Source organism: Kitasatospora purpeofusca (genome assembly GCF_000718025.1).
Taxonomy (GTDB): domain Bacteria; phylum Actinomycetota; class Actinomycetes; order Streptomycetales; family Streptomycetaceae; genus Kitasatospora; species Kitasatospora purpeofusca.
On the sequence record NZ_JODS01000004.1, the window covers coordinates 125,265 to 146,061 of the forward strand.

Annotated in this window: 22 protein-coding genes; 1 reads left to right on the forward strand and 21 read right to left on the reverse strand. The window is 70.9% G+C overall.

What is annotated here, in order from left to right:
• Window positions 1–184 precede the first annotated feature (184 nt).
• From IF01_RS0108980 to IF01_RS0108995, 4 genes are all read right to left on the reverse strand, one after another.
• A complete protein-coding gene (locus IF01_RS0108980; RefSeq protein WP_030392773.1) occupies window positions 185–517 on the reverse strand; it encodes an STAS domain-containing protein in 333 nt (110 codons plus the stop codon).
• A gap of 446 nt (window positions 518–963) precedes the next feature.
• Window positions 964–1,833 (reverse strand): 3-hydroxyacyl-CoA dehydrogenase family protein, encoded by an 870-nt coding sequence (locus IF01_RS0108985; RefSeq protein WP_030392774.1) that lies wholly within the window; start codon window positions 1,831–1,833, stop codon window positions 964–966.
• Between the two features lie 197 nt (window positions 1,834–2,030).
• The gene (locus IF01_RS0108990; RefSeq protein ID WP_030392775.1) at window positions 2,031–2,681 is read right to left on the reverse strand and encodes a response regulator; all 651 of its coding nucleotides are present in this window, start codon (window positions 2,679–2,681) and stop codon (window positions 2,031–2,033) included.
• Window positions 2,678–3,889: a sensor histidine kinase gene (locus tag IF01_RS0108995; protein ID WP_030392776.1), complete on the reverse strand. Its 1,212-nt coding sequence runs from the start codon at window positions 3,887–3,889 to the stop codon at window positions 2,678–2,680. The genes IF01_RS0108990 and IF01_RS0108995 overlap by 4 nt, the downstream gene beginning before the upstream one ends.
• Before the next feature lie 156 nt (window positions 3,890–4,045).
• Between IF01_RS0108995 and IF01_RS0109000 the strand changes: the two genes are divergently transcribed.
• Window positions 4,046–4,642: a hypothetical protein gene (locus tag IF01_RS0109000; RefSeq protein ID WP_051741133.1), complete on the forward strand. Its 597-nt coding sequence runs from the start codon at window positions 4,046–4,048 to the stop codon at window positions 4,640–4,642.
• A 70-nt stretch (window positions 4,643–4,712) separates the two neighbouring features.
• On the opposite strand, the gene IF01_RS0109005 is transcribed toward IF01_RS0109000, so the two are convergent.
• The 17 genes from IF01_RS0109005 to prfA all read right to left on the reverse strand — a co-directional run bounded on the left by IF01_RS0109005 (window position 4,713) and on the right by prfA (window position 20,658).
• The gene (locus IF01_RS0109005) at window positions 4,713–5,285 is read right to left on the reverse strand and encodes a cob(I)yrinic acid a,c-diamide adenosyltransferase (RefSeq protein WP_030392778.1); all 573 of its coding nucleotides are present in this window, start codon (window positions 5,283–5,285) and stop codon (window positions 4,713–4,715) included.
• Window positions 5,286–5,307: 22 nt separating this feature from the next.
• Window positions 5,308–5,808, reverse strand: a complete 501-nt coding sequence (locus IF01_RS0109010; RefSeq protein ID WP_030392779.1) for a DUF2550 domain-containing protein — start codon at window positions 5,806–5,808, stop codon at window positions 5,308–5,310.
• Between the two features lie 147 nt (window positions 5,809–5,955).
• A complete protein-coding gene (locus IF01_RS0109015) occupies window positions 5,956–6,339 on the reverse strand; it encodes a F0F1 ATP synthase subunit epsilon (RefSeq protein ID WP_030392780.1) in 384 nt (127 codons plus the stop codon).
• 186 nt (window positions 6,340–6,525) lie between these two features.
• Complete coding sequence (gene atpD / locus IF01_RS0109020) at window positions 6,526–7,971, reverse strand: F0F1 ATP synthase subunit beta (protein ID WP_030392781.1); 1,446 nt, start codon at window positions 7,969–7,971, stop codon at window positions 6,526–6,528.
• 2 nt (window positions 7,972–7,973) lie between these two features.
• The gene (locus IF01_RS0109025; RefSeq protein ID WP_030392782.1) at window positions 7,974–8,885 is read right to left on the reverse strand and encodes a F0F1 ATP synthase subunit gamma; all 912 of its coding nucleotides are present in this window, start codon (window positions 8,883–8,885) and stop codon (window positions 7,974–7,976) included.
• 32 nt (window positions 8,886–8,917) lie between these two features.
• Window positions 8,918–10,492, reverse strand: coding sequence for a F0F1 ATP synthase subunit alpha (atpA, locus tag IF01_RS0109030; RefSeq protein ID WP_030392783.1), 1,575 nt, complete (start codon window positions 10,490–10,492; stop codon window positions 8,918–8,920).
• Window positions 10,493–10,647: 155 nt separating this feature from the next.
• Window positions 10,648–11,463 (reverse strand): F0F1 ATP synthase subunit delta, encoded by an 816-nt coding sequence (locus tag IF01_RS0109035; RefSeq protein WP_030392784.1) that lies wholly within the window; start codon window positions 11,461–11,463, stop codon window positions 10,648–10,650.
• Window positions 11,460–12,017 carry a F0F1 ATP synthase subunit B gene (locus IF01_RS0109040; protein ID WP_030392785.1) on the reverse strand — a complete coding sequence of 186 codons (558 nt, stop codon included), beginning with the start codon at window positions 12,015–12,017 and terminating at the stop codon, window positions 11,460–11,462. Before IF01_RS0109040 ends, IF01_RS0109035 begins: the two co-directional genes overlap by 4 nt.
• Window positions 12,018–12,051: 34 nt before the next feature.
• On the reverse strand, window positions 12,052–12,288 hold the full coding sequence (atpE, locus tag IF01_RS0109045) for an ATP synthase F0 subunit C (RefSeq protein ID WP_030392786.1): 237 nt from the start codon (window positions 12,286–12,288) through the stop codon (window positions 12,052–12,054).
• Window positions 12,289–12,384: 96 nt separating this feature from the next.
• A complete protein-coding gene (atpB, locus tag IF01_RS0109050; protein ID WP_030392787.1) occupies window positions 12,385–13,197 on the reverse strand; it encodes a F0F1 ATP synthase subunit A in 813 nt (270 codons plus the stop codon).
• Between the two features lie 285 nt (window positions 13,198–13,482).
• Window positions 13,483–13,926 carry a Cg1360 family ATP-synthase-associated protein gene (locus IF01_RS0109055; RefSeq protein WP_030392788.1) on the reverse strand — a complete coding sequence of 148 codons (444 nt, stop codon included), beginning with the start codon at window positions 13,924–13,926 and terminating at the stop codon, window positions 13,483–13,485.
• A 285-nt stretch (window positions 13,927–14,211) separates the two neighbouring features.
• On the reverse strand, window positions 14,212–15,591 hold the full coding sequence (locus tag IF01_RS0109060; protein WP_030392789.1) for an MraY family glycosyltransferase: 1,380 nt from the start codon (window positions 15,589–15,591) through the stop codon (window positions 14,212–14,214).
• A 160-nt stretch (window positions 15,592–15,751) separates the two neighbouring features.
• Window positions 15,752–17,026 (reverse strand): serine hydroxymethyltransferase, encoded by a 1,275-nt coding sequence (gene glyA, locus IF01_RS0109065; RefSeq protein ID WP_051741134.1) that lies wholly within the window; start codon window positions 17,024–17,026, stop codon window positions 15,752–15,754.
• A gap of 156 nt (window positions 17,027–17,182) precedes the next feature.
• On the reverse strand, window positions 17,183–17,806 hold the full coding sequence (locus tag IF01_RS0109070) for an arsenate reductase/protein-tyrosine-phosphatase family protein (protein WP_233290170.1): 624 nt from the start codon (window positions 17,804–17,806) through the stop codon (window positions 17,183–17,185).
• 47 nt (window positions 17,807–17,853) lie between these two features.
• A complete protein-coding gene (locus IF01_RS0109075; RefSeq protein ID WP_030392792.1) occupies window positions 17,854–18,501 on the reverse strand; it encodes an L-threonylcarbamoyladenylate synthase in 648 nt (215 codons plus the stop codon).
• Between the two features lie 154 nt (window positions 18,502–18,655).
• Window positions 18,656–19,522: a peptide chain release factor N(5)-glutamine methyltransferase gene (prmC, locus tag IF01_RS0109085; RefSeq protein ID WP_030392793.1), complete on the reverse strand. Its 867-nt coding sequence runs from the start codon at window positions 19,520–19,522 to the stop codon at window positions 18,656–18,658.
• Window positions 19,523–19,581: 59 nt separating this feature from the next.
• Window positions 19,582–20,658 carry a peptide chain release factor 1 gene (gene prfA / locus IF01_RS0109090; protein WP_030392794.1) on the reverse strand — a complete coding sequence of 359 codons (1,077 nt, stop codon included), beginning with the start codon at window positions 20,656–20,658 and terminating at the stop codon, window positions 19,582–19,584.
• Between the last annotated feature and the right edge of the window lie 139 nt (window positions 20,659–20,797).

The window sequence follows — 20,797 nt, forward strand, 5'->3', positions numbered from 1 at the left end:
TCCACGGCCTGCGGCCGGGCCCCGGCGGCCGTTTCCTGACGCCAGACTCTCGCACATCCGCGCCCGCCCGTGCAGCGTCGGGCCGTCACCGGCCGCTGGGCGCAAGGATTCGCGGGGTCCGGGGCCGGGCCGGGGCTGGGCCGGGGCCGGGCCGGGGGTGTCGCCGCGGCTTCCGCCGGGACCGTCAGAGGGCCGGCAGGGTGGCGCCGAGCGGTTCGGCGGTGACGCCCTCGACGGCGAGGATGCGGTGCAGCCGGGTGGCCACCAGGAGGCGCTGGAGCTGGGCCGGGACGGAGCGGAGCACCAGTCGGCGCCCGATCCGGCCGGCCCGGCGGTGGGTGCCCATGATCACGCCCAGACCGGTGGCGTCCCAGAACTCCAGCCGGCCGAGGTCGAGCACGAGGTCGCCGAGGCCGCCGTCGACGGCCTGGTGCAGCCGCGCCCGCGCGTCGGCGGCGGTACGCACGTCGAGGCGGCCTTCGAGGGCCAGCGCCACGTGGTTGCCGGTGATGCGCATGCTCTCCTCCTCCGCGGGGCGGGCCCGGCGTGCCGGGGCGGACCGGGCTCGGCGCCGGTCCTGGCGGTCGGTGCCGCCGGGTGTCGGTGGCCGGGTGGGTCTCGGTGGGTACGGGTGCCGCCGGCGGTGCCGGGCCGGGGGCGGTGACGCTCCGGGCGCCGGTCGGGCCCTGCGGCCCCGCGCGCCGGCCCCGGACGGAATGCCGGGTTCCCCGTCATCCATCTGACGGCGAGCCGGGCCCTCGGGTTGCTGGTTCCGGCCGGATCTGAAGCAACTTCACTCGTCCGAGGGAATATACGCAGGAACTCTCCACACTTACGCTCGATTACCGCCCAAATCACCCGTCTGCGGCACCGGCGTGAGGAAACTCACCAGGCCCGGCAGAACGGGCCGCGCGGTCCCACGACCGCACGGCCCGTCCGATCCGTCGGCTCAGCCGGCGGCGGTCACTTGCCCGGGTACGGGTAGAAACCGCGGCCGCTCTTGCGGCCCAGGTCACCGGCGGTGACCATGCGGGCCATGATCTCCGGGGCGGCGAACTTCTCGTCCTGGGTCTCGCTGTAGATGTTCCGCGCGGCGTGCAGCAGGATGTCCACGCCGGTCAGGTCGGCGGTCTCCAGCGGGCCCATCGGGTGGCCGAAGCCGAGCCGGCAGGCGGCGTCGATGTCCTCGGCCGAGGCGACGCCCGACTCGTAGAGCTTGGCGGCCTCGACGACCAGGGCGGTGATCAGGCGGGTGGTGACGAAACCGGCCACGTCGCGGTTGACCACCACGACGTCCTTGCCGACACCCTCGGCGAAGGCCCGGGCGGTGGCCAGCGTCTCGTCGCTGGTCTTGTAGCCGCGGACCAGCTCGACCAGCTTCATCAGCGGCACCGGCGAGAAGAAGTGCACGCCGACGACGGACTCGGGGCGCGAGGTGGCGGCGGCGATCCGGGTGATCGGGATGGCGGAGGTGTTGGAGGCGAGCACCGCGCCGTCCTTGGCGAGCTTGTCGAGCTCCCGGAAGACGCCCTCCTTGACCTCCAGCTGCTCGAACACCGCCTCGACCACGATGTCCGCCTCGGCGACCGCGCCGAGGTCGGTGGTGGTGGTGATCCGGCCGAGCGCCGCCTCGGCGTCCTCGGCGGTCAGCCGGCCCTTGGAGACGAACTTGTCGTACGAGGCGCGGATGCCGTCGAGGCCCCGGCGCAGCGCCTCCTCGGTCACGTCGCGCAGGACCACCGGGTGTCCGGCCTGGGCGGAGACCTGGGCGATGCCGGCGCCCATCAGGCCGGCCCCGATCACGGCGATCTGCTTGCTGGACGCACTGCTCATGGCTTGGTCTCCCGATGCCGTCGCCGCCCTGGTGGGCGGGCCCTGAAGGCGGCTCAAGGCAGGGGTCACCCACCGAGCCGCATCACTCATGGGCGGGACTTTAATGCCGATTCGGCGCCCGTGGTGGCATCCGGGGGTGTGATCTGCGACAGACCTGAGCGGGCGAGAAGGTCAGCTGATCGGATCGATCGGACCGGTCAGATCATCAGCCCCAGATCCTGGGCCAGGATCGCCGCCTGCACCCGGCTGCGCAGCCTCAGCTTGGCCAGGATACGGCTGACATGGGTCTTGGTGGTCGCCTCCGCCATCTCCAGCCGCCCGGCGATCTCACCGTTCGACAGCCCGGCGCCGATGCAGGCCAGCACCTCCCGCTCGCGCGGCGTCAGCCCGGCCACCGCCTCCCGGACCTCCGGCCCCACCTGCCGCTCCGGGCGGGCGAAGGTCCCGATCAGCCGGCGGGTCACCGAGGGCGCCAGCATGCCGTCCCCGCGCGCCACCGTGCGGATGCCGTCGACCAGGGCGTCCGCCTCCAGGTCCTTCAGCAGGAACCCCGCCGCCCCGGCCCGCAACGCGCCGTAGACGTACTCGTCCAGGTCGAAGGTCGTCAGCACCAGGACCTGCGCCGCCCCGGCCGCCACCACCTGGCGGGTCGCCGAGACCCCGTCCAGCCGCGGCATCTGCACATCCATCAGGACGACGTCGGGCCGCAGCTCCAGCGCCAGCCGGACGGCCTCCTCGCCGTCCGCCGCCTGGCCGACCACTTCCAGGTCCGGCTCGGCCCGCAGGATCATCACCAGCGCCGCCCTGACCGCCGCCTGGTCCTCCGCGACCAGCACCCGGATCGTCATGACCGTCCCGCCCCCTTCTCCGTCGTCTGCTCCCTCGGCAGCACCGCGCGCACGCTCCAGTTCCCGTCCCCCGGCCCGGCCTCGAAGCTGCCGCCCAGCAGCGAGGCCCGTTCCGCCATCCCGACCAGCCCGGCCCTGGCCCCCGGCAGTGCCTGCCCGGCCCCGCTCCGGAACGGGCTGTCCACACTGATCCGCAGCTCCTCGACCCGGAAGTCCAGCAGTACCCGGACCTCCCCCGGGCCGGCGTGCTTGAGCGCGTTGGTGAGCGACTCCTGCACGATCCGGTACGCGGCCAGCCCGACCGGCACCGGCAGGACCCCGCGCTCGCCGCACTCCGTCAGCTCGAAGTCCAGTCCGACGTCCCGCCCGGCCGCCCGGGCCTTGGCGAGCAGCGCGTCCACCGCCGACAGGTCCGGCGCGGCGTACGACTCGTCGGCCTCGCCACCGCCGCTGTCCCGCAGCAGCCCGACGATGCGGCGCATTTCGGCCAAACCCTGGACGCTGTTCTCCCGGATCACGCCGAGCACCTCCAGCACCGGATCGTCCGCCGGCCGGCCCTGGCGCCGCGCCAGCGACTGCGCGCCGGTCGCGTGGATCGCGATCGCCGACAGGTGGTTGGCCACCACGTCGTGCAACTCGCGTGCCATCCGCGCCCGTTCGGTGACCACCGCCTCGCGCCGGTCCATCTCCGAGAGCAGCGCGGTCTGTTCCGCCCGCAGCCGCTGGGACTCCGCCTCCTGCCGGTGCTTGCGCACGATGTCGGCGCTCCACAGCGGGCCCAGGAAGACCAGGGTGGTGATCACCGCCACCGCGACCGCCGTACCGGTGTCGCTGTAGACGAAGCTCAGGGTGCTCAGCACCAGGACCGAGGCGATTCCGCTGATGTGCAGGATCGGCGACATCCGCCGGGGCCCGTACACCACCGCCGCGTAGAGCAGGTCGGTGTACATCATGGTGGTCGCCAGCAGGGCGCCGGAGAAGATGCTCCCGGCGAAGACCAGCCCGCCGAGGACGGCGATGGTGATCGGCCTGGTCCGCCGGACGAGTTCCAGGGCCGCCATCGCCAGCAGTGCAGGCAGCACCTGCCAGCGGGGGATGGCCGAGGAGTGGTCGTACACCTGGAAGGCGATCAGCAGCAGTCCGCCGAGCAGCCCGGCCAGCGCGATCGAGGCATCGACCTGCCGTGGGGTGGGTGTGGGTCTGCGCACGCCCCCATCAGATCATCCCCGGCCCCGCGGCCGACTCCGGAGGCGGGAGGAGCGCCGCTACATCGAAAGATGCAGGGCGGGTCCGTCCTCGCCGACGACGCGAGCGAGGGGGTGCCGCGGGGAGGCTGGAGGCGTCGTCGAGAACTGGAGCGCCTCATGATCGTCACCCTTGTCCTCGCCGCCGAGGTCGCCTTCTGGGTGGTTCTCGCGCTGGGCCTGGCCGCCCGCTACCTGCTGCGGTGGCAGAAGGTGAGCACCGTCCTGCTGGTCGGGCTGCCCGTGATCGACCTGGCGCTGTTCCTGCTCACCTTCTTCGACCTGCGCGGCGGCGCCACCGCCTCCTGGACGCACGCGCTCGCCGCGAGCTACCTGGGCTTCTCGGTCGGCTACGGGCCGTCCGTGGTCCGCTGGGCCGACGGGCAGTTCCTGCACCGCTTCGGCGGCGGCCCGAAGCCGCTGCCCGCGCCCAAGTACGGCACCGCCCGGAGCCGGCACGAGTGGGCGATCTGCCGGCGCACCCTGATCTCGGTGGCGATCACGCTCACCCTGATCACCTCGCTGAAGCTGTTCACCGACGCCACCGGGACCGGGGTGTTCGACCAGTGGTACTGGCGGCTGGGCATCGCCGCCGTGGTGAACCTCGTCATCGCCACGAGCTACACCCTCTGGCCCAAGCAGCCGCCGGCCGGCGCGATCGTCGAGGACGGCCGGGTCGTCGGCCGGAGCGTCCCCGAGCGGGCGAACCACTCCTAGAACAGCGACGGCGGGTGCGGGTGCGGTGGACCGAACGGGAGACGGTCCACCGCATCCGCGCGCGCTCGCCTCAGCGGTTCTCGCCCGGCACCCAGAGCACGTCGCCGCGCTCCTTGTTGGCGGCCCGGGCCAGGATGAACAGCAGGTCGGACAGCCGGTTGAGGTACTTGGCGGTCAGCGGGTTGACGGTGTCCCCGTGGGTGTCGATCGCCGCCCAGGTGGCCCGCTCGGCCCGCCGCACCACGGTGCAGGCCAGGTGCAGGTACGCGGCGCCCGGGGTGCCGCCGGGGAGGATGAAGCTGCGCAGCTTCTCCAGCTCCGCGAGGTAGTGGTCGCAGTCCGTCTCCAGCTTGTCGATGTAGGACTGCTCGACCCGAAGCGGCGGGTACTTGGGGTCCTCCACCACCGGGGTCGCCAGGTCGGCACCGACGTCGAAGAGGTCGTTCTGCACCCGGGTGAGCACCGTGACCACGTCGTCCGGCAGCGCGCCGGCCGCGATCGCCACACCGATCGCCGCGTTCGCCTCGTTGGCGTCGGCGTAGGCGACCAGGCGGGGATCGGTCTTGCTCGTGCGGCTCATGTCACCGAGCGCCGTGGTGCCGTCGTCGCCGGTACGGGTGTAGATGCGCGTCAGATTGACCATGCGGCCACCCTAGCCGGGCCGGTTAGGCGACGTTGACCCTCTGCCCGGGCGGGGCCGCTTCGAGCCAGGCGAGGAAGCCGGTGAGCGCGTCCTCGCTCATGGCGAGCTCCAGCGGGGCGCCCTCGTGCAGGCATCGCAGCACGACCGAGCCGGAGAGCAGGGCGAGCTCCTCCTGCCCCTCCGGGTAGCGCCGGCCCAGCACCTCGATCTCCCGGCGCGGCAGCACCTTGCGGGGGCGCGGGGCGTAGGAGAAGACCCGGAACCACTCGATGGAGTCACCGCTGTACCGGCCGATACCAAAAACCCACCCCTTGCCGTCGGTCTGGGGAACCGGGGCCGAGGTGGGTTTGCCGTTCTCGTCGAGGTCGGGCTGCGTGGAGGCGTCGACCGGCATTTTGAGCCGGTAACTGCAGTCGAACGTGCCGCCGACCCGCTGGATCACACGGCGGCGTACCGCGAACGCGACCAACCCGATCACTCCGAGCGCCACGACCGCCGCACACACCACAAGGGCGAGGACCATGCTCACCTACCTCCTCGCTACCCGCGTTCCCCGTTCGGCCGTACCAGGCGACCGCGTTGACCTACCAACTGAGACGACAGTCCCGGGGTCACGCTCACGCGTCCCCGGGACCGTCGGTCGACCCCGCTCAGGCGGGGTCCGGCACAATCAGGCGCGGGCCTTGAGGCCGCGCGCCGCGAACAGCCGGACCTCGGCACGCCGCTCGGCGTGCTCGTCCAGGTCGGACTTGGCCTTGTCCAGTGCGCGCTCGGCGCGCGCGACGTCGATCTCGTCCGCCAGCTCGGCGATCTCCGCGAGCAGAGACAGCTTGTTGTCGGCGAAGGAGATGAAGCCGCCGTGCACCGCAGCGATCACGGTGCCGCCGTCCGTGGTGCGGATGGTGACCGGACCGGTCTCCAGCACGCTCAGCACCGGGGTGTGACCCGGCATGATGCCGGTGTCACCGGAGGCCGTACGGGCGACGACGATGGTGGCCGCACCGGACCACACCTTGCGGTCGGCTGCGACCAGCTCGACGTGCAGCTCAGCCAACGTGGGCTCCTAGGCTCATGCAACCCCCGATTACTCGGGAGTTTCGGTAAGAATAACGGGCCCGCGCCCCCGGCATGAAACCGGCGGCACGGATTTGACCGGAATCACAGCCGATGCGACGCGAGGGGTGGGTCCCAGGGCTGGGGCCCACCCCTCACGATCACGCTCGGCTGCTACCGGCCGCGACTACTTCTTCGCGAGCTCGGCGGCGTTGCGCTCGAGGTCCTCGATGCCACCGCACATGAAGAACGCCTGCTCGGGAACGGCGTCGTACTTGCCGTCCGCGATCGAGTTGAACGCCTCGATGGTCTCGGACAGCGGCACGGTCGAACCCTCGACGCCGGTGAACTGCTTCGCCACGTAGGTGTTCTGCGAGAGGAAGCGCTCGATGCGACGGGCACGGTGGACCGTGATCTTGTCCTCCTCCGACAGCTCGTCCATACCGAGGATGGCGATGATGTCCTGGAGGTCCTTGTACTTCTGCAGGATCCCCTTGATACGGATGGCCGTCTCGTAGTGGGTCTGCGCGATGTACCGCGGGTCGAGGATGCGGGACGTGGAGTCCAGCGGGTCGACGGCCGGGTAGATGCCCTTCTCCGAGATCGGGCGCGACAGAACGGTGGTCGCGTCCAGGTGGGCGAAGGTGGTGGCCGGGGCCGGGTCGGTCAGGTCGTCCGCGGGGACGTAGATCGCCTGCATCGAGGTGATCGAGTGACCGCGGGTCGAGGTGATGCGCTCCTGGAGGAGGCCCATCTCGTCGGCCAGGTTCGGCTGGTAGCCCACCGCGGAGGGCATACGGCCGAGCAGGGTCGACACCTCGGAACCGGCCTGGGTGAACCGGAAGATGTTGTCGATGAAGAGGAGCACGTCCTGCTTCTCGACGTCACGGAAGTACTCCGCCATGGTCAGCGCGGAGAGCGCGACCCGCAGACGGGTGCCCGGCGGCTCGTCCATCTGGCCGAAGACCAGCGCGGTCTTGTCCAGAACGCCCGAGTCGACCATCTCGTCGATGAGGTCGTTGCCCTCACGGGTACGCTCGCCGACGCCGGCGAAGACCGACACACCACCGAAGTTCTCGGCGACGCGGTAGATCATCTCCTGGATCAGAACGGTCTTACCGACACCGGCACCACCGAACAGACCGATCTTGCCACCGGTCACGTACGGGGTGAGGAGGTCGATGACCTTGATGCCGGTCTCGAACATCTCGGTCTTGGACTCGAGGTCCTTGAAGTCGGGGGCCTTGCGGTGGATCGGCCACCGGACCTGGACCTGCGACTCGAACTCGTCCTTGTCGACGTTCAGCACCTCACCGAGGGCGTTGAACACCTTGCCCTTGGTGATCTGGCCGACCGGCACCGAGATGGCGGAGCCGGTGTCGGTGACCTGCGAGCCACGGACCAGGCCGTCGGTCGGCTGCATCGAGATGCCGCGGACCAGGCCGTCGCCGAGGTGCTGGGCGACCTCGAGGGTGAGGGTCTTCTTGCCGCTGCCGTCGGGGTTGTCCACCTCGACGTGCAGGGCGTTGAACATGTTCGGGATCGCGTCGACGGGGAACTCCACGTCGACGACCGGGCCGATGACCCGCGCGACGCGGCCCGTCGCCGTGGTCGGCTCAACAGTGGTAGTCATACTCATTCGCTCCCGCGGCTCGCGTCAGCGAGCGCGTTCGCGCCACCGACGATCTCGCTGATTTCCTGGGTGATCTCGGCCTGGCGGGCCGAGTTGGCAAGCCGCGTGAGCGACTTGATGAGCTCGCCGGCATTGTCCGTCGCGCTCTTCATCGCGCGGCGGCGGGCGGCGTGCTCGGAGGCGGCCGACTGCAACAGCGCGTTGTAGATCCGGCTCTCCACGTACCGCGGCAGCAGCGCGTCGAGGACGCCCTCCGCCGACGGCTCGAAGTCGTAGAGCGGGAAGATCTCCTTGGCCGACGACTCCTCGCTGACCTTGACCTCGTCGAGCTTCAGCGGCAGCAGCCGCGCGTCGACGGCGGTCTGCGTCAGCATCGACTCGAACTTGGTCGAGATCACGTGGACCTCGTCCACCCCGCCGGTCTCGGCCGTGAAGGCCTCGATCAGCGCGGCCGAGACGAGCTTGGCGTCGCCGTAGGTCGGCTTGTCCGAGAAGCCCGTCCACGACTCCGCGACCGCGAGGTCACGGAAGCCGTAGTACGAGACGCCCTTGCGGCCGACGGCGTACGTCACCACGTCCTTGCCCTCGGACCGCAGACGCTCGGCGAGCGCCAGCGAGGCCTTGATGGCGTTGGACGAGTAGCCGCCCGCCAGACCGCGGTCCGCCGTGATCAGCAGGACTGCGGCACGCGTGGCGTTCGGGTTCTCGCTGGTGAGCGGGTGCTTGGCGGTGGACCGGGTGGCCACTGCCGTCACCGCCCGGGTGAGCTCATCGGCGTACGGGGTGGAGGCGGCCACCGCGCGCTGCGCCTTACCGATGCGCGCCGCGGAGATCATCTCCATCGCCTTGGTGATCTTCTTCGTCGCGGTGACAGAGCGGATCCGGCGCTTGTAGACCCGAAGCTGTGCTCCCATGGGTCGTTACGTCCTTTCCCTCGCTACCGGACTCAGGCCTGCTCGGAGAGCAGCTTGCCGTCAGCGGTCTGGTAACCCTGCTTGAACTCGCCGATGGCGGCGGTCAGCGCGTCGACGGTGCCGTCGGCGAGCAGACCGGTCTCGACGATGCCCGCGAGCAGGTCCTTGTGCTGCAGGCGCACGTAGTCCAGGAACTCGCGCTCGAAGCGGCGGATCTCGGCGACCGGGACGTCGTCCAGCTTGCCGGTGGTACCGGCCCAGATGGAGACGACCTGCTCCTCGACCGGGAACGGCTGGTACTGGCCCTGCTTCAGCAGCTCGACCATGCGCGCACCGCGCTCCAGCTGGGCCTTGGAGGCCGCGTCCAGGTCGGAGCCGAAGCCGGCGAAGGCCTCCAGCTCACGGTACTGGGCGAGGTCCAGGCGCAGACGGCCGGCGACCGAGCGCATGGCCTTGATCTGGGCGGAGCCACCGACGCGGGAGACCGAGATACCGACGTTCACGGCCGGGCGGATGCCGGCGTTGAACAGGTCGGACTCCAGGAAGCACTGGCCGTCGGTGATCGAGATGACGTTGGTCGGGATGTACGCCGACACGTCGTTGGCCTTGGTCTCGATGATCGGCAGACCGGTCATCGAGCCGCCGCCCAGCGCGTCGTTCAGCTTCGCGCAGCGCTCCAGCAGACGGGAGTGCAGGTAGAAGACGTCGCCCGGGTACGCCTCGCGGCCCGGCGGGCGGCGCAGCAGCAGGGAGACGGAACGGTAGGCCTCGGCCTGCTTCGACAGGTCGTCGAAGATGATCAGGACGTGCTTGCCGTCGTACATCCACTCCTGGCCGATGGCGGAGCCGGTGTACGGAGCCAGGTACTTGAAGCCGGCCGGGTCGGAGGCGGGAGCGGCCACGATGGTGGTGTACTCCAGCGCGCCGGCCTCCTCCAGGGCGCCGCGGACGGACGCGATGGTGGAGCCCTTCTGGCCCACGGCGACGTAGATGCAGCGGACCTGCTTCTCCGGGTCGCCCGAGCGCCAGTTGTCACGCTGGTTGATGATCGTGTCGACAGCCACCGCGGTCTTGCCGGTCTGGCGGTCGCCGATGATCAGCTGGCGCTGGCCGCGGCCGATCGGGGTCATCGCGTCGATGGCCTTGATGCCGGTCTGCAGCGGCTGCTTGACCGACTTGCGGGCCATGACGCCCGGGGCCTGCAGCTCCAGGGCGCGACGACCGGTGGCGGCGATGTCGCCGAGACCGTCGATCGGGTTGCCCAGCGGGTCCACAACGCGGCCGAGGTAGTTGTCGCCGACCGGCACGGAGAGGACCTCGCCGGTGCGGCGCACCGTCTGGCCCTCCTCGATGCCGCCGAACTCACCGAGGATGACGACACCGATCTCGCGGGTGTCGAGGTTCAGCGCGAGGCCGAGCGTGCCGTCCTCGAACTTCAGCAGCTCGTTCGCCATGACCGAGGGCAGGCCCTCGACATGCGCGATGCCGTCCGCCGCGTCAGTGACCGTGCCGACCTCTTCCACAGAGGCGGCGTCCGGCTGGTACGACTGGACAAAGTCGGCCAGCGCGTCCCGGATCTCCTCCGGACGGATCGTAAGCTCCGCCATCAGGCTTCCCTGCTCTCCTAGTTTGCGATCCTCGGCCCGCCATTGAGGGCCGCAAGTGCTCGACTCTCGGCCGGGTCGTATGAACCGGCCGTACGTTTTGCCGACTCCGGTGGAGCCGGTTTCCCGACCGAGGGTCGGATGTGCTGCTTCGGTGCTCAGCCTTCGAGTACCTGGCGAGCGCCCTCGAGGCGGCTCGACACGGTGCCGTCGATGATCTCGTCACCGATCTGCACCCGGACACCGCCGACGACCTGGGGGTCGACATCGATGTTCAGGTGGACCTGGCGGCCGTACAGCCGGCCGAGGGCGCCCGACAGGCGCTCCTTCTGGCTGTCCGACAGCGGCACCGCGGTGGTGACCTGGGCCACCATGCGATCGCGCCGGGCGGCGGCGAGCTTGGAGTAGGACTCCAGCCCCTGCTCCAGGCTACGGCCACGCGGGTTGTTGACGAGGCTGGTGACCAGCCGCACGGTGCCCGCGTTGGCGCGGCCGCCGAGCAGCTTCTTGATCAGGCCCGCCTTGGCGACGGCGCCGGCCTTGGGCTCGGTCAGCGCGGCGCGCAGCTCGTGCGAGCCGCTCACCACCCGGCCGAAGCGGAAGAGCTCGTCCTCGACGTCGTCCAGGGCACCGGCCCTGTCGGCGGCGATGACCTCCGCGTACGCGGCCAGCTCCTCCACGGCGTCGACCAGGTCACGGCCACCCGACCAGCGGGAGCGGACCAGGCCGGAGACCAGGTCGGCGGTCTCGCCGGAGACCTGGCCGGCCAGCAGCGAGGAGACCAGCTGAGCCTTGTCCTGACCGGACCGGGACGGGTCGGTCAGGACCCGGCGCAGCGAGACCTCGCGGTCCAGCACGGCCGTGACGGCGGTGAGCTCCTCGGCGAGCCGGGCCGCGTCCACCGAGGTGGAGTCGGTCAGGCTCTCGAGGTTCTGCCGCCCGGCGGCGAGGGCCTCACGGCTGGCGCCGATCACTTCGCCGCACCCTGAGCAACGGTGGCCTTGGCCTCCAGCTCGTCCAGGAAGCGGTCGACGACGCCGCTCTGTCGCGCCTGGTCCTCGAGGGACTCACCCACGATGCGGGACGCCAGCTGGGTTGCCAGCGAGCCCACGTCCTGGCGCAGGGCGGCGGTCGCCTGCTTCTTGTCGGCCTCGATCTGGGCGTGGCCGGCGGCGACGATGGCCTCGCGCTGACGCTGGCCCTCCTCGCGCATCTCGACGAGCTGGGCAGCGCCCTGCTCGCGAGCCTGCTCAACGATGCGAGCAGCCTCGTGACGCGCCTCGGCGAGCTCGGCGCGGTACTGCTCGAGCAGGGCCTGCGCCTCGTTCTGAGCGGCCTCGGCGCGCTCCATGCCGCCCTCGATGGCATCCCGGCGCTCCGCCAGCACCTTCTCGATGCTGGGGAGGATCTTCTTGCCGAGGAGACCGAAGACGATGAAGAAGCAGAGCAGGCCGATGATGATCTCGGGCCAAGCGGGGAGGAGAGGGTTCATCTTCTCCTCGGCCGCGAGCTGAGCCGCGATGCTCATATCTGGACCTTCCTCGAATGGGTCTGCGGCGGGATTACTTGTTGCCGAAGACGAACGGCATGACGATGCCGATCAGCGCGAGGGCCTCGGTGAGCGCGAAGCCGATGAACATGTTGGAGCGGATGAGGCCGACAGCCTCGGGCTGGCGGGCCATGGCCTGGACGCCGTTGCCGAAGATCAGACCGACGCCGATGCCGGGGCCGATGGCGGCGAGGCCGTAGCCGATCGAGGCGACGGAACCGTAGACAGTGCCCTCAGCGAGGAAGCTCATTGCAGTTGTCCTTTGCAGGGTGGTGAACCGGTGGTGATTGGCCACCGGGCATTCCGGGAGGTGTGGATCGTGGCGGGCCCGGTGAGGGGCCCGGGCTCAGTGCGCCTCTTCGAGGGCACCGGCGATGTAGCTGCTGGCCAGCATCACGAAGATGTAGGCCTGCAGGAACTGGACCAGCAGCTCGAAGGCGGTGAGGCCGACGGCGACGACGAACGAGGCCGAGCCGTACAGCGCGCCCAGGGTCGGGCTGAGCAGGTACCAGGAGGCGATGGAGAACATCACGATCAGCAGGTGGCCGGCGAACATGTTCGCGAAGGCTCGGACCGCGAGCGTGAAGGGGCGCACGAAGATGTTCGAGAAGAACTCGATCGGCACCAGGATGAACATGACCCAGCCCGGGATACCCGACGGCCAGCAGAGGTTCTTCAGACCACCGACGAAGCCGTGGTTCTTGAAGGTCAGACCCATGTACGTGACCCACACGACGGCCGCGAGGCCGGCCGGGAAGGCGATCGCCGCGGTCACCGGGAACTGGGCGAACGGAATGACCGACAGGATGTTCATCAGCCAGATGATGAAGAACATCGAGACGAGCATCGGGACGTACTTCTCGCCCCGCTTGCCGATCGTCTCCAGCACGATGGAGCGCTTGACGAAGTCGTAGCCGATCTCACCGACCAGCTGCAGCTTGCCCGGGACGAGCTTCGGCTTCGCGAAGGCCGCCCAGAAGAAGCCGATGACCAGGACAGCCACGATCATCGACAGCAGCATCGGCTTGTTGAACTCGAAGCTGCCGATGGTGAAAATCGGCTCGAACTGGAACTCGTTCAGACCCGGGGCCGGGAAGCCGCAGCCAGCGTCCCCGAAGTGGCAACTGCCTGAGGCGAGGGACGTGAGTTCAGCACTCACCACGGACTCCTTCGTCGTGACGCATGGTTACGGCAACCTCGGTGTGTCGGCATGGCCTGGGGCCACGGAGCGGCACTGGAACTTGATGGGTTTCTCGCCGACCCCGCGCGGCAGAGCACTGCACCACAGCGGGATCATCGAAGACTGCGCGGATCCGGGGGGCGATCGATCCGCGGTGCGGATGGACCTGGCCTCTTCCCGTACTCCGTTGTTGCGACGGACGATAGCAGTCCGTCAGTGCGGCATAAACACCGCCCCCCTCGTCGGGGGGACAGTGGGCGGTCGTCACTGTTGACGCCCCTTGTCCGAGGGCTTCTCGGCCTTGTTTTCGGAGGCGTCGGTCTCGACGTAGAAGGTCTTGGCCTTGAGGAAGCCGCGCACCTGGAAGCCCGTCCAGATCAGCACGCAGCCCAGCAGGGTGAAGGCGAAGGCCTGCCGGTTGAAGAGCTCGGTGTTCTTGAAGACCGCCAGCACGATGCCGACCAGCAGGATCTGCGTGGTGTACACCAGCAGCCCGACAGCCATCATCATCTGCGGGTTCGACCTGGTCAGCCGGTCGAGGGCGACCTGGCCGGAGGCGAAGAAGACCAGCACGAGCAGGGCGCCGAAGAGAGCCCCGAGCAGGCCCTTGCCACCCGCGACGGCGAAGGAGATCGCCATCGCGATGACTCCGGCGACCGCAGTGGGGATCGCGGCGCCTCGGAGGATCCGGGCGTCGTTGGACGGCATGTCGGCAGCTCCGGCGGCATGTCGATGTGGCGGGGGGACGGGCACAGAACTCGGTGGGTGATACCGGACCGGAAACCACCGCAGGCCGACCTCTCGACGGCGAGCCCGTCGAGTGGGACCTGCCAGGGACGGAAGTCATCCACCTGTCAGGTCTTTCGGCGTGTTCTCGGTACTCGTGAACGGTATCACAAACTATTTGATGAGAGCTTTACCATGAATGTGTGGCACCTGTCACACCGATGGCCCAAGGGTGCCGCCGATCGGGTGAAGCCACTTGACGCGCCCTCACCTCTCCCAACGGCCGCGGCCGTTGCCGTGTCCGCGGCCGGTGACCGCCGACGATCCCTTGGGCACTCCGCCGAGCAGGCGCTTGTCCTCGGCCGACAGTTCGGCCATCGGCTCGGAGCTCGTACGCCCGGCCGACTCGGCGGTGAGCTCGGAGCCCTCGGTGCTCCCGGTGCTCTCCGCAACCGGGGCGGCGTCGGTCCGGCGCACCGGACGGCGGCGGTAGCGCGGCGGCACGAAGGCCTGCACCGCGCGCGGGGCCCGGGGCCGGAACCGCGGGGTGAGCAGCACCACCAGGCCGACCAGGCAGAGCCCCGCCAGCGTGAGGACGACGGTCCGGCCGGTGTTGGTGACCGAGAAGGCGACGGTCCCGAAGGCGATCAGCGCGGCCCAGAAGTACATGATCAGTACGGCGCGGCTGTGCGAGTGGCCGACCTGGAGCAGTCGGTGGTGCAGGTGCCGCTTGTCGGCGGCGAACGGGGACTGGCCCGCCCAGGTGCGGCGGACCACCGCGAGCAGCAGGTCCGCCAGCGGCAGCGCGATGACCGTCAGCGGCAGCAGCAGCGGGATGTAGATCGGCACCAGGGCGTGCACGGTGGCGGTCTGCGACCCCAGCTCGCTGGTGATGAGGTCGGGGTCGACCCGGCCGGTGATGGAGATCGCGGCGACGGCCAGCATCAGGCCGAGCATCATCGAGCCGGAGTCGCCCATGAAGATCCGGGCGGGGTGCATGTTGTGCGCCAGGAAGCCCAGGCACATGCCGATCAGCAGCACGCTGAACAGCACCGCGGGGGCGGCGTCGGAGATCGTGTAGCCGTACCAGAGCCGGTACGAGTACAGGAAGAAGGCGATCGCGGCGATGCAGACCATGCCGCCCGCCAGGCCGTCCAGTCCGTCGATGAAGTTCACCGCGTTGACCATGACGACGACCAGGACCACCGAGATGACCATGCCCTGGGTCGGACTGACCGCGACCGGCCCGACACCGGGCACCGGCAGGGTGATCACCGTGACGCCCTGCCACACCATCACGCCGGCGGCGATCATCTGGCCGCCCAGCTTCACCAGGGCGTCCACGCCCCACTTGTCGTCCAGCACGCCGAGCAGCCACATGATGCCGGCGCCGGAGAGCAGCGCGCGGATGTCGGTGCCCTGGGAGAACACCTTGCTCAGGTTGTCGAGCTGGGAGGCGACCAGGATGCCCGCGCAGAGTCCGCCGAACATCGCGATGCCGCCGAGCCGCGGCGTCGGCTCGCGGTGCACGTCGCGCGCGCGGACCGGGGGCATCGCCCCCGCCGCGATGGCGAACTTCCGGACCGGGCCGGTCAGCAGATAGGTGACCGCCGCGGTGCAGAACAGCACCAGCAGATACTCACGCACCACTGGCCTCCCGCAGCGCTGTCCGACGGTTGGGTACCGAAGGTACTCCCGTGCCTGTCCGAGGTTCGAGGTGCGTCGCCACGGCACACACCTTATTGAGTCGGACGCCCGGGGCACGCATCGCGGTTCGCCCTACCGGGTAGGAGATTCGGAAGCGCGGTCAGCGACGCCCGGCGAAGGCCCGCGCGAGCTCCCCGACCCGCTCCGCCACCCGGACGTCCGTACCCCCGGCGAGCAGCCGTCCGATCAGGGCGGCGATCTCCGCCAGCTCCGCCTCCCCCATGCCCTGCGTGGTCACGGTGCCGGTCCCGAGCCGGATCCCGGAGGCCTCCGACGGCGGCGCCGGGTCGTACGGCAGCGCGCACTTGCCGAACAGCAGTCCGGCGGCCGCGCAGCGGCGCTCCGCCTCGGCCCCGCTGACGCCGAGCGCGCCGACGTCGGCGGTCACCAGATGGGTGTCGGTCCCCCCGGTCAACGGGCGCGCGCCCACCGCCGCGAGCCCGTCCGCGAGCACCCGTGCCCCGGCCACCGTGCGGTGGGCGTAAGCCCGGAAGGCGGGGGTGGCGGCCTCGGCCAGCGCGACGGCCTTGCCGGCCACCTCGTTCATCGCGGCGCCGCCCTGGCTGAACGGGAACACCGCCCGGTCGACCCGCTCGGCCAGCTCGGCGGTGCACAGCAGCAGCCCGCCGCGCGGGCCCCGGAGCAGCTTGTGGGTGGCCGCCACGGTGACGTCCGCGTAGGGCACCGGGGACGGCGCGACACCGGCCGCGATCAGGCCGGTGGTCTGCGCGACGGAGGCCACCAGATAGGCGTCGGTCTCGTCGGCGATCGCCCGGAAGGCGGCCCAGTCGGGGTGCCGCGGATAGGAGATGGAGCCGGCCACGATCGCCTTCGGCCGGTGGCGCAGGGCCAGTTCGCGGACCTGGTCGAGGTCGATCAGCCCGTCCTCGCGGCGCACCCCGTAGCCGACGAAGTCGAACCAGCGGCCGGAGAAGTTGGCCCGCGAGCCGCAGCTGAGGTGGCCGCCGTGCTCCAGCGACATCGCGAGCACCACGTCGCCGGGCCGCAGCAGCGCGGCGTAGGCGGCGAGCATCGCCGCCGTGCCGGAACGCGGCTGGACGTTGGCGTGCGGGGCGGCGAACAGCTCGCGGGCCCGGTCGATCGCCAGCAGCTCGGCGGCGTCGGCGAGCGAGCAGCCGGCGTGGTGGCGGCGGCCGGGGTAGCCCTCGGCGTACTTGTCGATCAGCGGGCCGGTGAGGGCCGCCAGCACGGCCGGGCCGGTGAGGTTCTCCCCCGCCAGCAGCTGGATCGTCTCGGCCCGCCGTTCGGCCTCGGCGGCCATCAGGTCCGCCAGCTGGGGATCGGCCCGGAACAGGGCGGCGGAGAGCGCCTCGGGGGTCTCGACGGGGCCGGTCGCGGCATCGGTGACGGTCATGGCGGGGGCTCCCGGGCGCGTCGGGTCGGATCCCTCCAGCGTAGGACCGCCCCCGCGCCCCGGCACGGCGGCGCGTGCCGGGGTACGCCCGGCCGTACGAAGCGGCGCGACCCGGCCGGCGGTGCCGCGGCGACCGGCCGGCGGCCGGACCGGCGCTCAGTGCAGCGCGCGGACCCCGGTGAGGGCGGTGACCACCGGGTCGACGGCGTGGAATATCTCCTCGCCGCAGTTGCGGAACATGCCGATCGGCGCGCCGTACGGGTCGTGCAGCTCGTCCGTCTCGGGGTCGGCGGCCAGCAGCCAGCCGCGGAGCGCCGCGGCGGCCCGGACCAGGGCCCGGGCGCGCTCGGTGACGTCGGCGCCGCGGCGCGGGTCGGGCAGGGTGCCCGGGTCGATCGTCCGGACCAGCCGGGTGAACTCCTTCAGGGTGAAGGTGCGCAGCCCCGCCTCGTGGCCCATCGAGATGACCTGGGCCCGGTGGTCCAGGGTCGCGGTGAGCACCAGGTCGGCCTCGACCACGTGCTCGTCCAGCAGTTCGCGGCCGGTGAAGCCGCCGCTGTCGGCGCCGTACTCGTCCAGCACCGTGGCGGCGTGGTCCTCCATCGGCGCGCCGACATGGCCCCAGGTGCCGGCCGACTCGACCAGGATCCGGCCGGCCACCCGGGGGTTCAGCCGGGTGTCCAGCTCACGCCGGGTGAGCCGCTCGGCGATCGGCGAGCGGCAGATGTTGCCGGTGCACACGTACAGGATCCGGAAGTGGTCCAGCGGCCTGGGTCCCACGCTCAGGTACGGCGATATGCCGGGCCCGGCATGGAGGGAGGCGGCCGTCAACTGCCGGCCTCCAGGTCGGGGACGACCTCCCTCAGCTGCTCGACGGAGATCGCGCCGGCCCTCAGCAGCACCGGCACCTTGCCGGTGACGTCGACGATCGACGAGGCCTGGGCGTGGTCGGCGGTGCCGCCGTCCAGGTAGACCGAGATGGCGTCGCCGAGCTGCTGCTGGGCCTCGTCGCAGGTGGCCGGGGACGGGCCGCCGGTCCGGTTGGCGCTGGAGACGGCCATCGGACCGGTGGCGTTCAGCAGCTCGATGGCGACCGGATGCAGCGGCATCCGGACCGCGACGGTGCCGCGGGTCTCGCCGAGGTCCCAGCGCAGCGAGGGCTGGTGCTTGGCGACCAGGGTGAGCCCGCCCGGCCAGAAGGCGTCGACGAGCTCCCAGGCCTGCTCGGAGAAGTCCGTGACCAGGCCGTGCAGGGTGGTCGGCGAGCCCACCAGGACGGGCGAGGGCATGTTGCGGCCGCGGCCCTTGGCGGCGAGCAGGGCGGCCACCGCCTCCGGGGAGAAGGCGTCCGCGCCGACCCCGTAGAGGGTGTCGGTGGGCAGCACGACGAGTTCGCCGCGGCGGACGGCAGAGGTGGCCTCACGCAGACCGGTGGCGCGGTCCCCGGCATCGGCACAGTCGTAGCGGCGGCTCATCGGTGCGGTCCCCTTCCGGACGGGCTCATGGTGGTGCTGGTGCTGGTACTCGTGGTGGCGCTGGTGCTGGTACTCGTGGTGGTGCTCGTGCTGGTCCCGGCGGCGCCGCTGCGGCGCCCCGACGTGCCGCGGTGCCCGTCGGTCGCCCGCTCGGTCACAGCGAGGCCTTGCGGGCCGTGGTGAAGCGCGGGCGGTTGTTCAGATCGCGGTGGTCGGCGGTGTCGGTCCAGCCGGCCTCCTCGTTGAAGATCCACGGGACCTGGCCGCCCTGGGTGTCGGCGTGCTCGATCACCACGGCGCCGCCCGGGCGCAGCAGGCGGGCGGCGACGCGCTCGATGCCGCGGATGGTGTGCAGGCCGTCCTCGCCGGAGAACAGCGACATCTGCGGGTCGTGGTCGCGGGCCTCCGGCGCCACGTACTCCCACTCGGTGAGCGGGATGTACGGCGGGTTGGAGATGACCAGGTCGAAGCGGCCGTCCCAGGCGCGGTCGTCCTCGAAGGCCCGGGTGGCGTCGCCCTCGTGCAGGGTGACCCGGGCGCGGTCGGGCGAGGAGCCGATGTTGCGCCGGGTGTAGGGCAGCGCGCCCTCGTCCAGCTCGAAGGCGTGGACGACGGAGCGGGGCAGCTCCTGGGCGAGGGCGAGCGCGATGGCGCCGGAGCCGGAGCAGAGATCGACGACCAGCGGCTCGGCCACGTCCATGTCGCGGACCGCGTCTATGGCCCATTCGACGACCGACTCGGTCTCCGGCCGGGGCACGAAGACCCCGGGGCCGACCTCCAGCTCCAGGTAGCGGAAGAACGCCCGGCCGGTGATGTGCTGGAGCGGCTCGCGGGCCTCCCGGCGGGCCACCGCCTCCCAGTACCGGGCGTCGAAGTCGGCGTCCTTCACGGTGTGCAGCTGGCTGCGCCTGACGTTGTGGACGTGTGCGGCGAGTTCCTCCGCGTCGAAGCGCGGCGACGGCACGCCGGCCGCGGCCAACCGCTGGGTGGCCTGGGCCACCTCGGCGAGTAGCAGGTTCATCCGTACGACCTCTTGCTTCCGCTCTCCGGCCTCGACGTCGGTCCCGCCGCCGCCCGGTGTCAGTTCTGTTGGGCCGCGGCGAGCTTGGCCGCGGCGTCCGCGTCGACGCAGGACTGGATGACGGCGTTCAGTTCGCCGTCCAGCACCTGGTCCAGGTTGTACGACTTGAAGCCCGTCCGGTGGTCCGAGATGCGGTTCTCCGGGTAGTTGTACGTCCGGATCCGCTCGGAGCGGTCCACCGTGCGGACCTGGCTGCGGCGCGCGTCCGAGGCCTCGCGCTCGGCCTCCTCCTGCGCGGCGGCCAGCAGCCGCGAACGCAGGATGCGCATCGCCTGCTCCTTGTTCTGCAGCTGGCTCTTCTCGTTCTGGCAGGACGCCACGATACCGGTCGGCAGGTGGGTGATCCGGACCGCGGAGTCGGTGGTGTTGACCGACTGGCCGCCCGGGCCGGAGGAGCGGTACACGTCGATCCGCAGGTCGTTGGCGACGATCTCGACCTCGACCTCCTCGGCCTCGGGGGTGACCAGCACGCCCGCCGCCGAGGTGTGGATGCGGCCCTGGGACTCGGTGGCGGGGACGCGCTGCACGCGGTGCACACCGCCCTCGTACTTCAGCCGGGCCCAGACGCCCTGGCCGGGCTCGGCGTTGCCCTTGGTCTTCACGGCCACCGAGACGTCCTTGTAGCCGCCGAGGTCGGACTCGTTGGAGTCGATGATCTCGGTCTTCCAGCCGATCCGCTCGGCGAACCGCAGGTACATCCGGAGCAGGTCCCCGGCGAACAGCGCGGACTCCTCGCCACCCTCACCGGCCTTGATCTCCAGGATGACGTCCTTGTCGTCGTTCGGGTCGCGCGGGACCAGCAGCAGCCGCAGCTCCTCCGTCAGCTCCTCGCGCCGGGCCTCGCCGGACTTCACCTCGGAGAGGAACTCCGGGTCCTCGGCGGCGAGTTCGCGGGCGGCCTCGATGTCCTCGCCAGCCTGGCGCCAGGCCCGGAAAACCCGGGTGATCGGCGTCAGCTCCGCGTAGCGCTTGGCCAGCTTGCGGGCGTTCGCCTGGTCGGCGTGGACGGACGGGTCGGCCAGCCTCGCCTCGAGGGAGGCGTGCTCGACGAGGAGCTCTTCGACTGCCTCGAACATGGGGGTGGCCTTCTTCCCGGGGATCGGTGGGTGGATCTGAGGGGGACCGCGGAGCGCGGAAAGTGCGGGGGACGCGAACGGCGCCGGTCCCCAATGCCCCCGGAACGAGTACGGGGGCACCGGGAACCGGCGCCGAGGG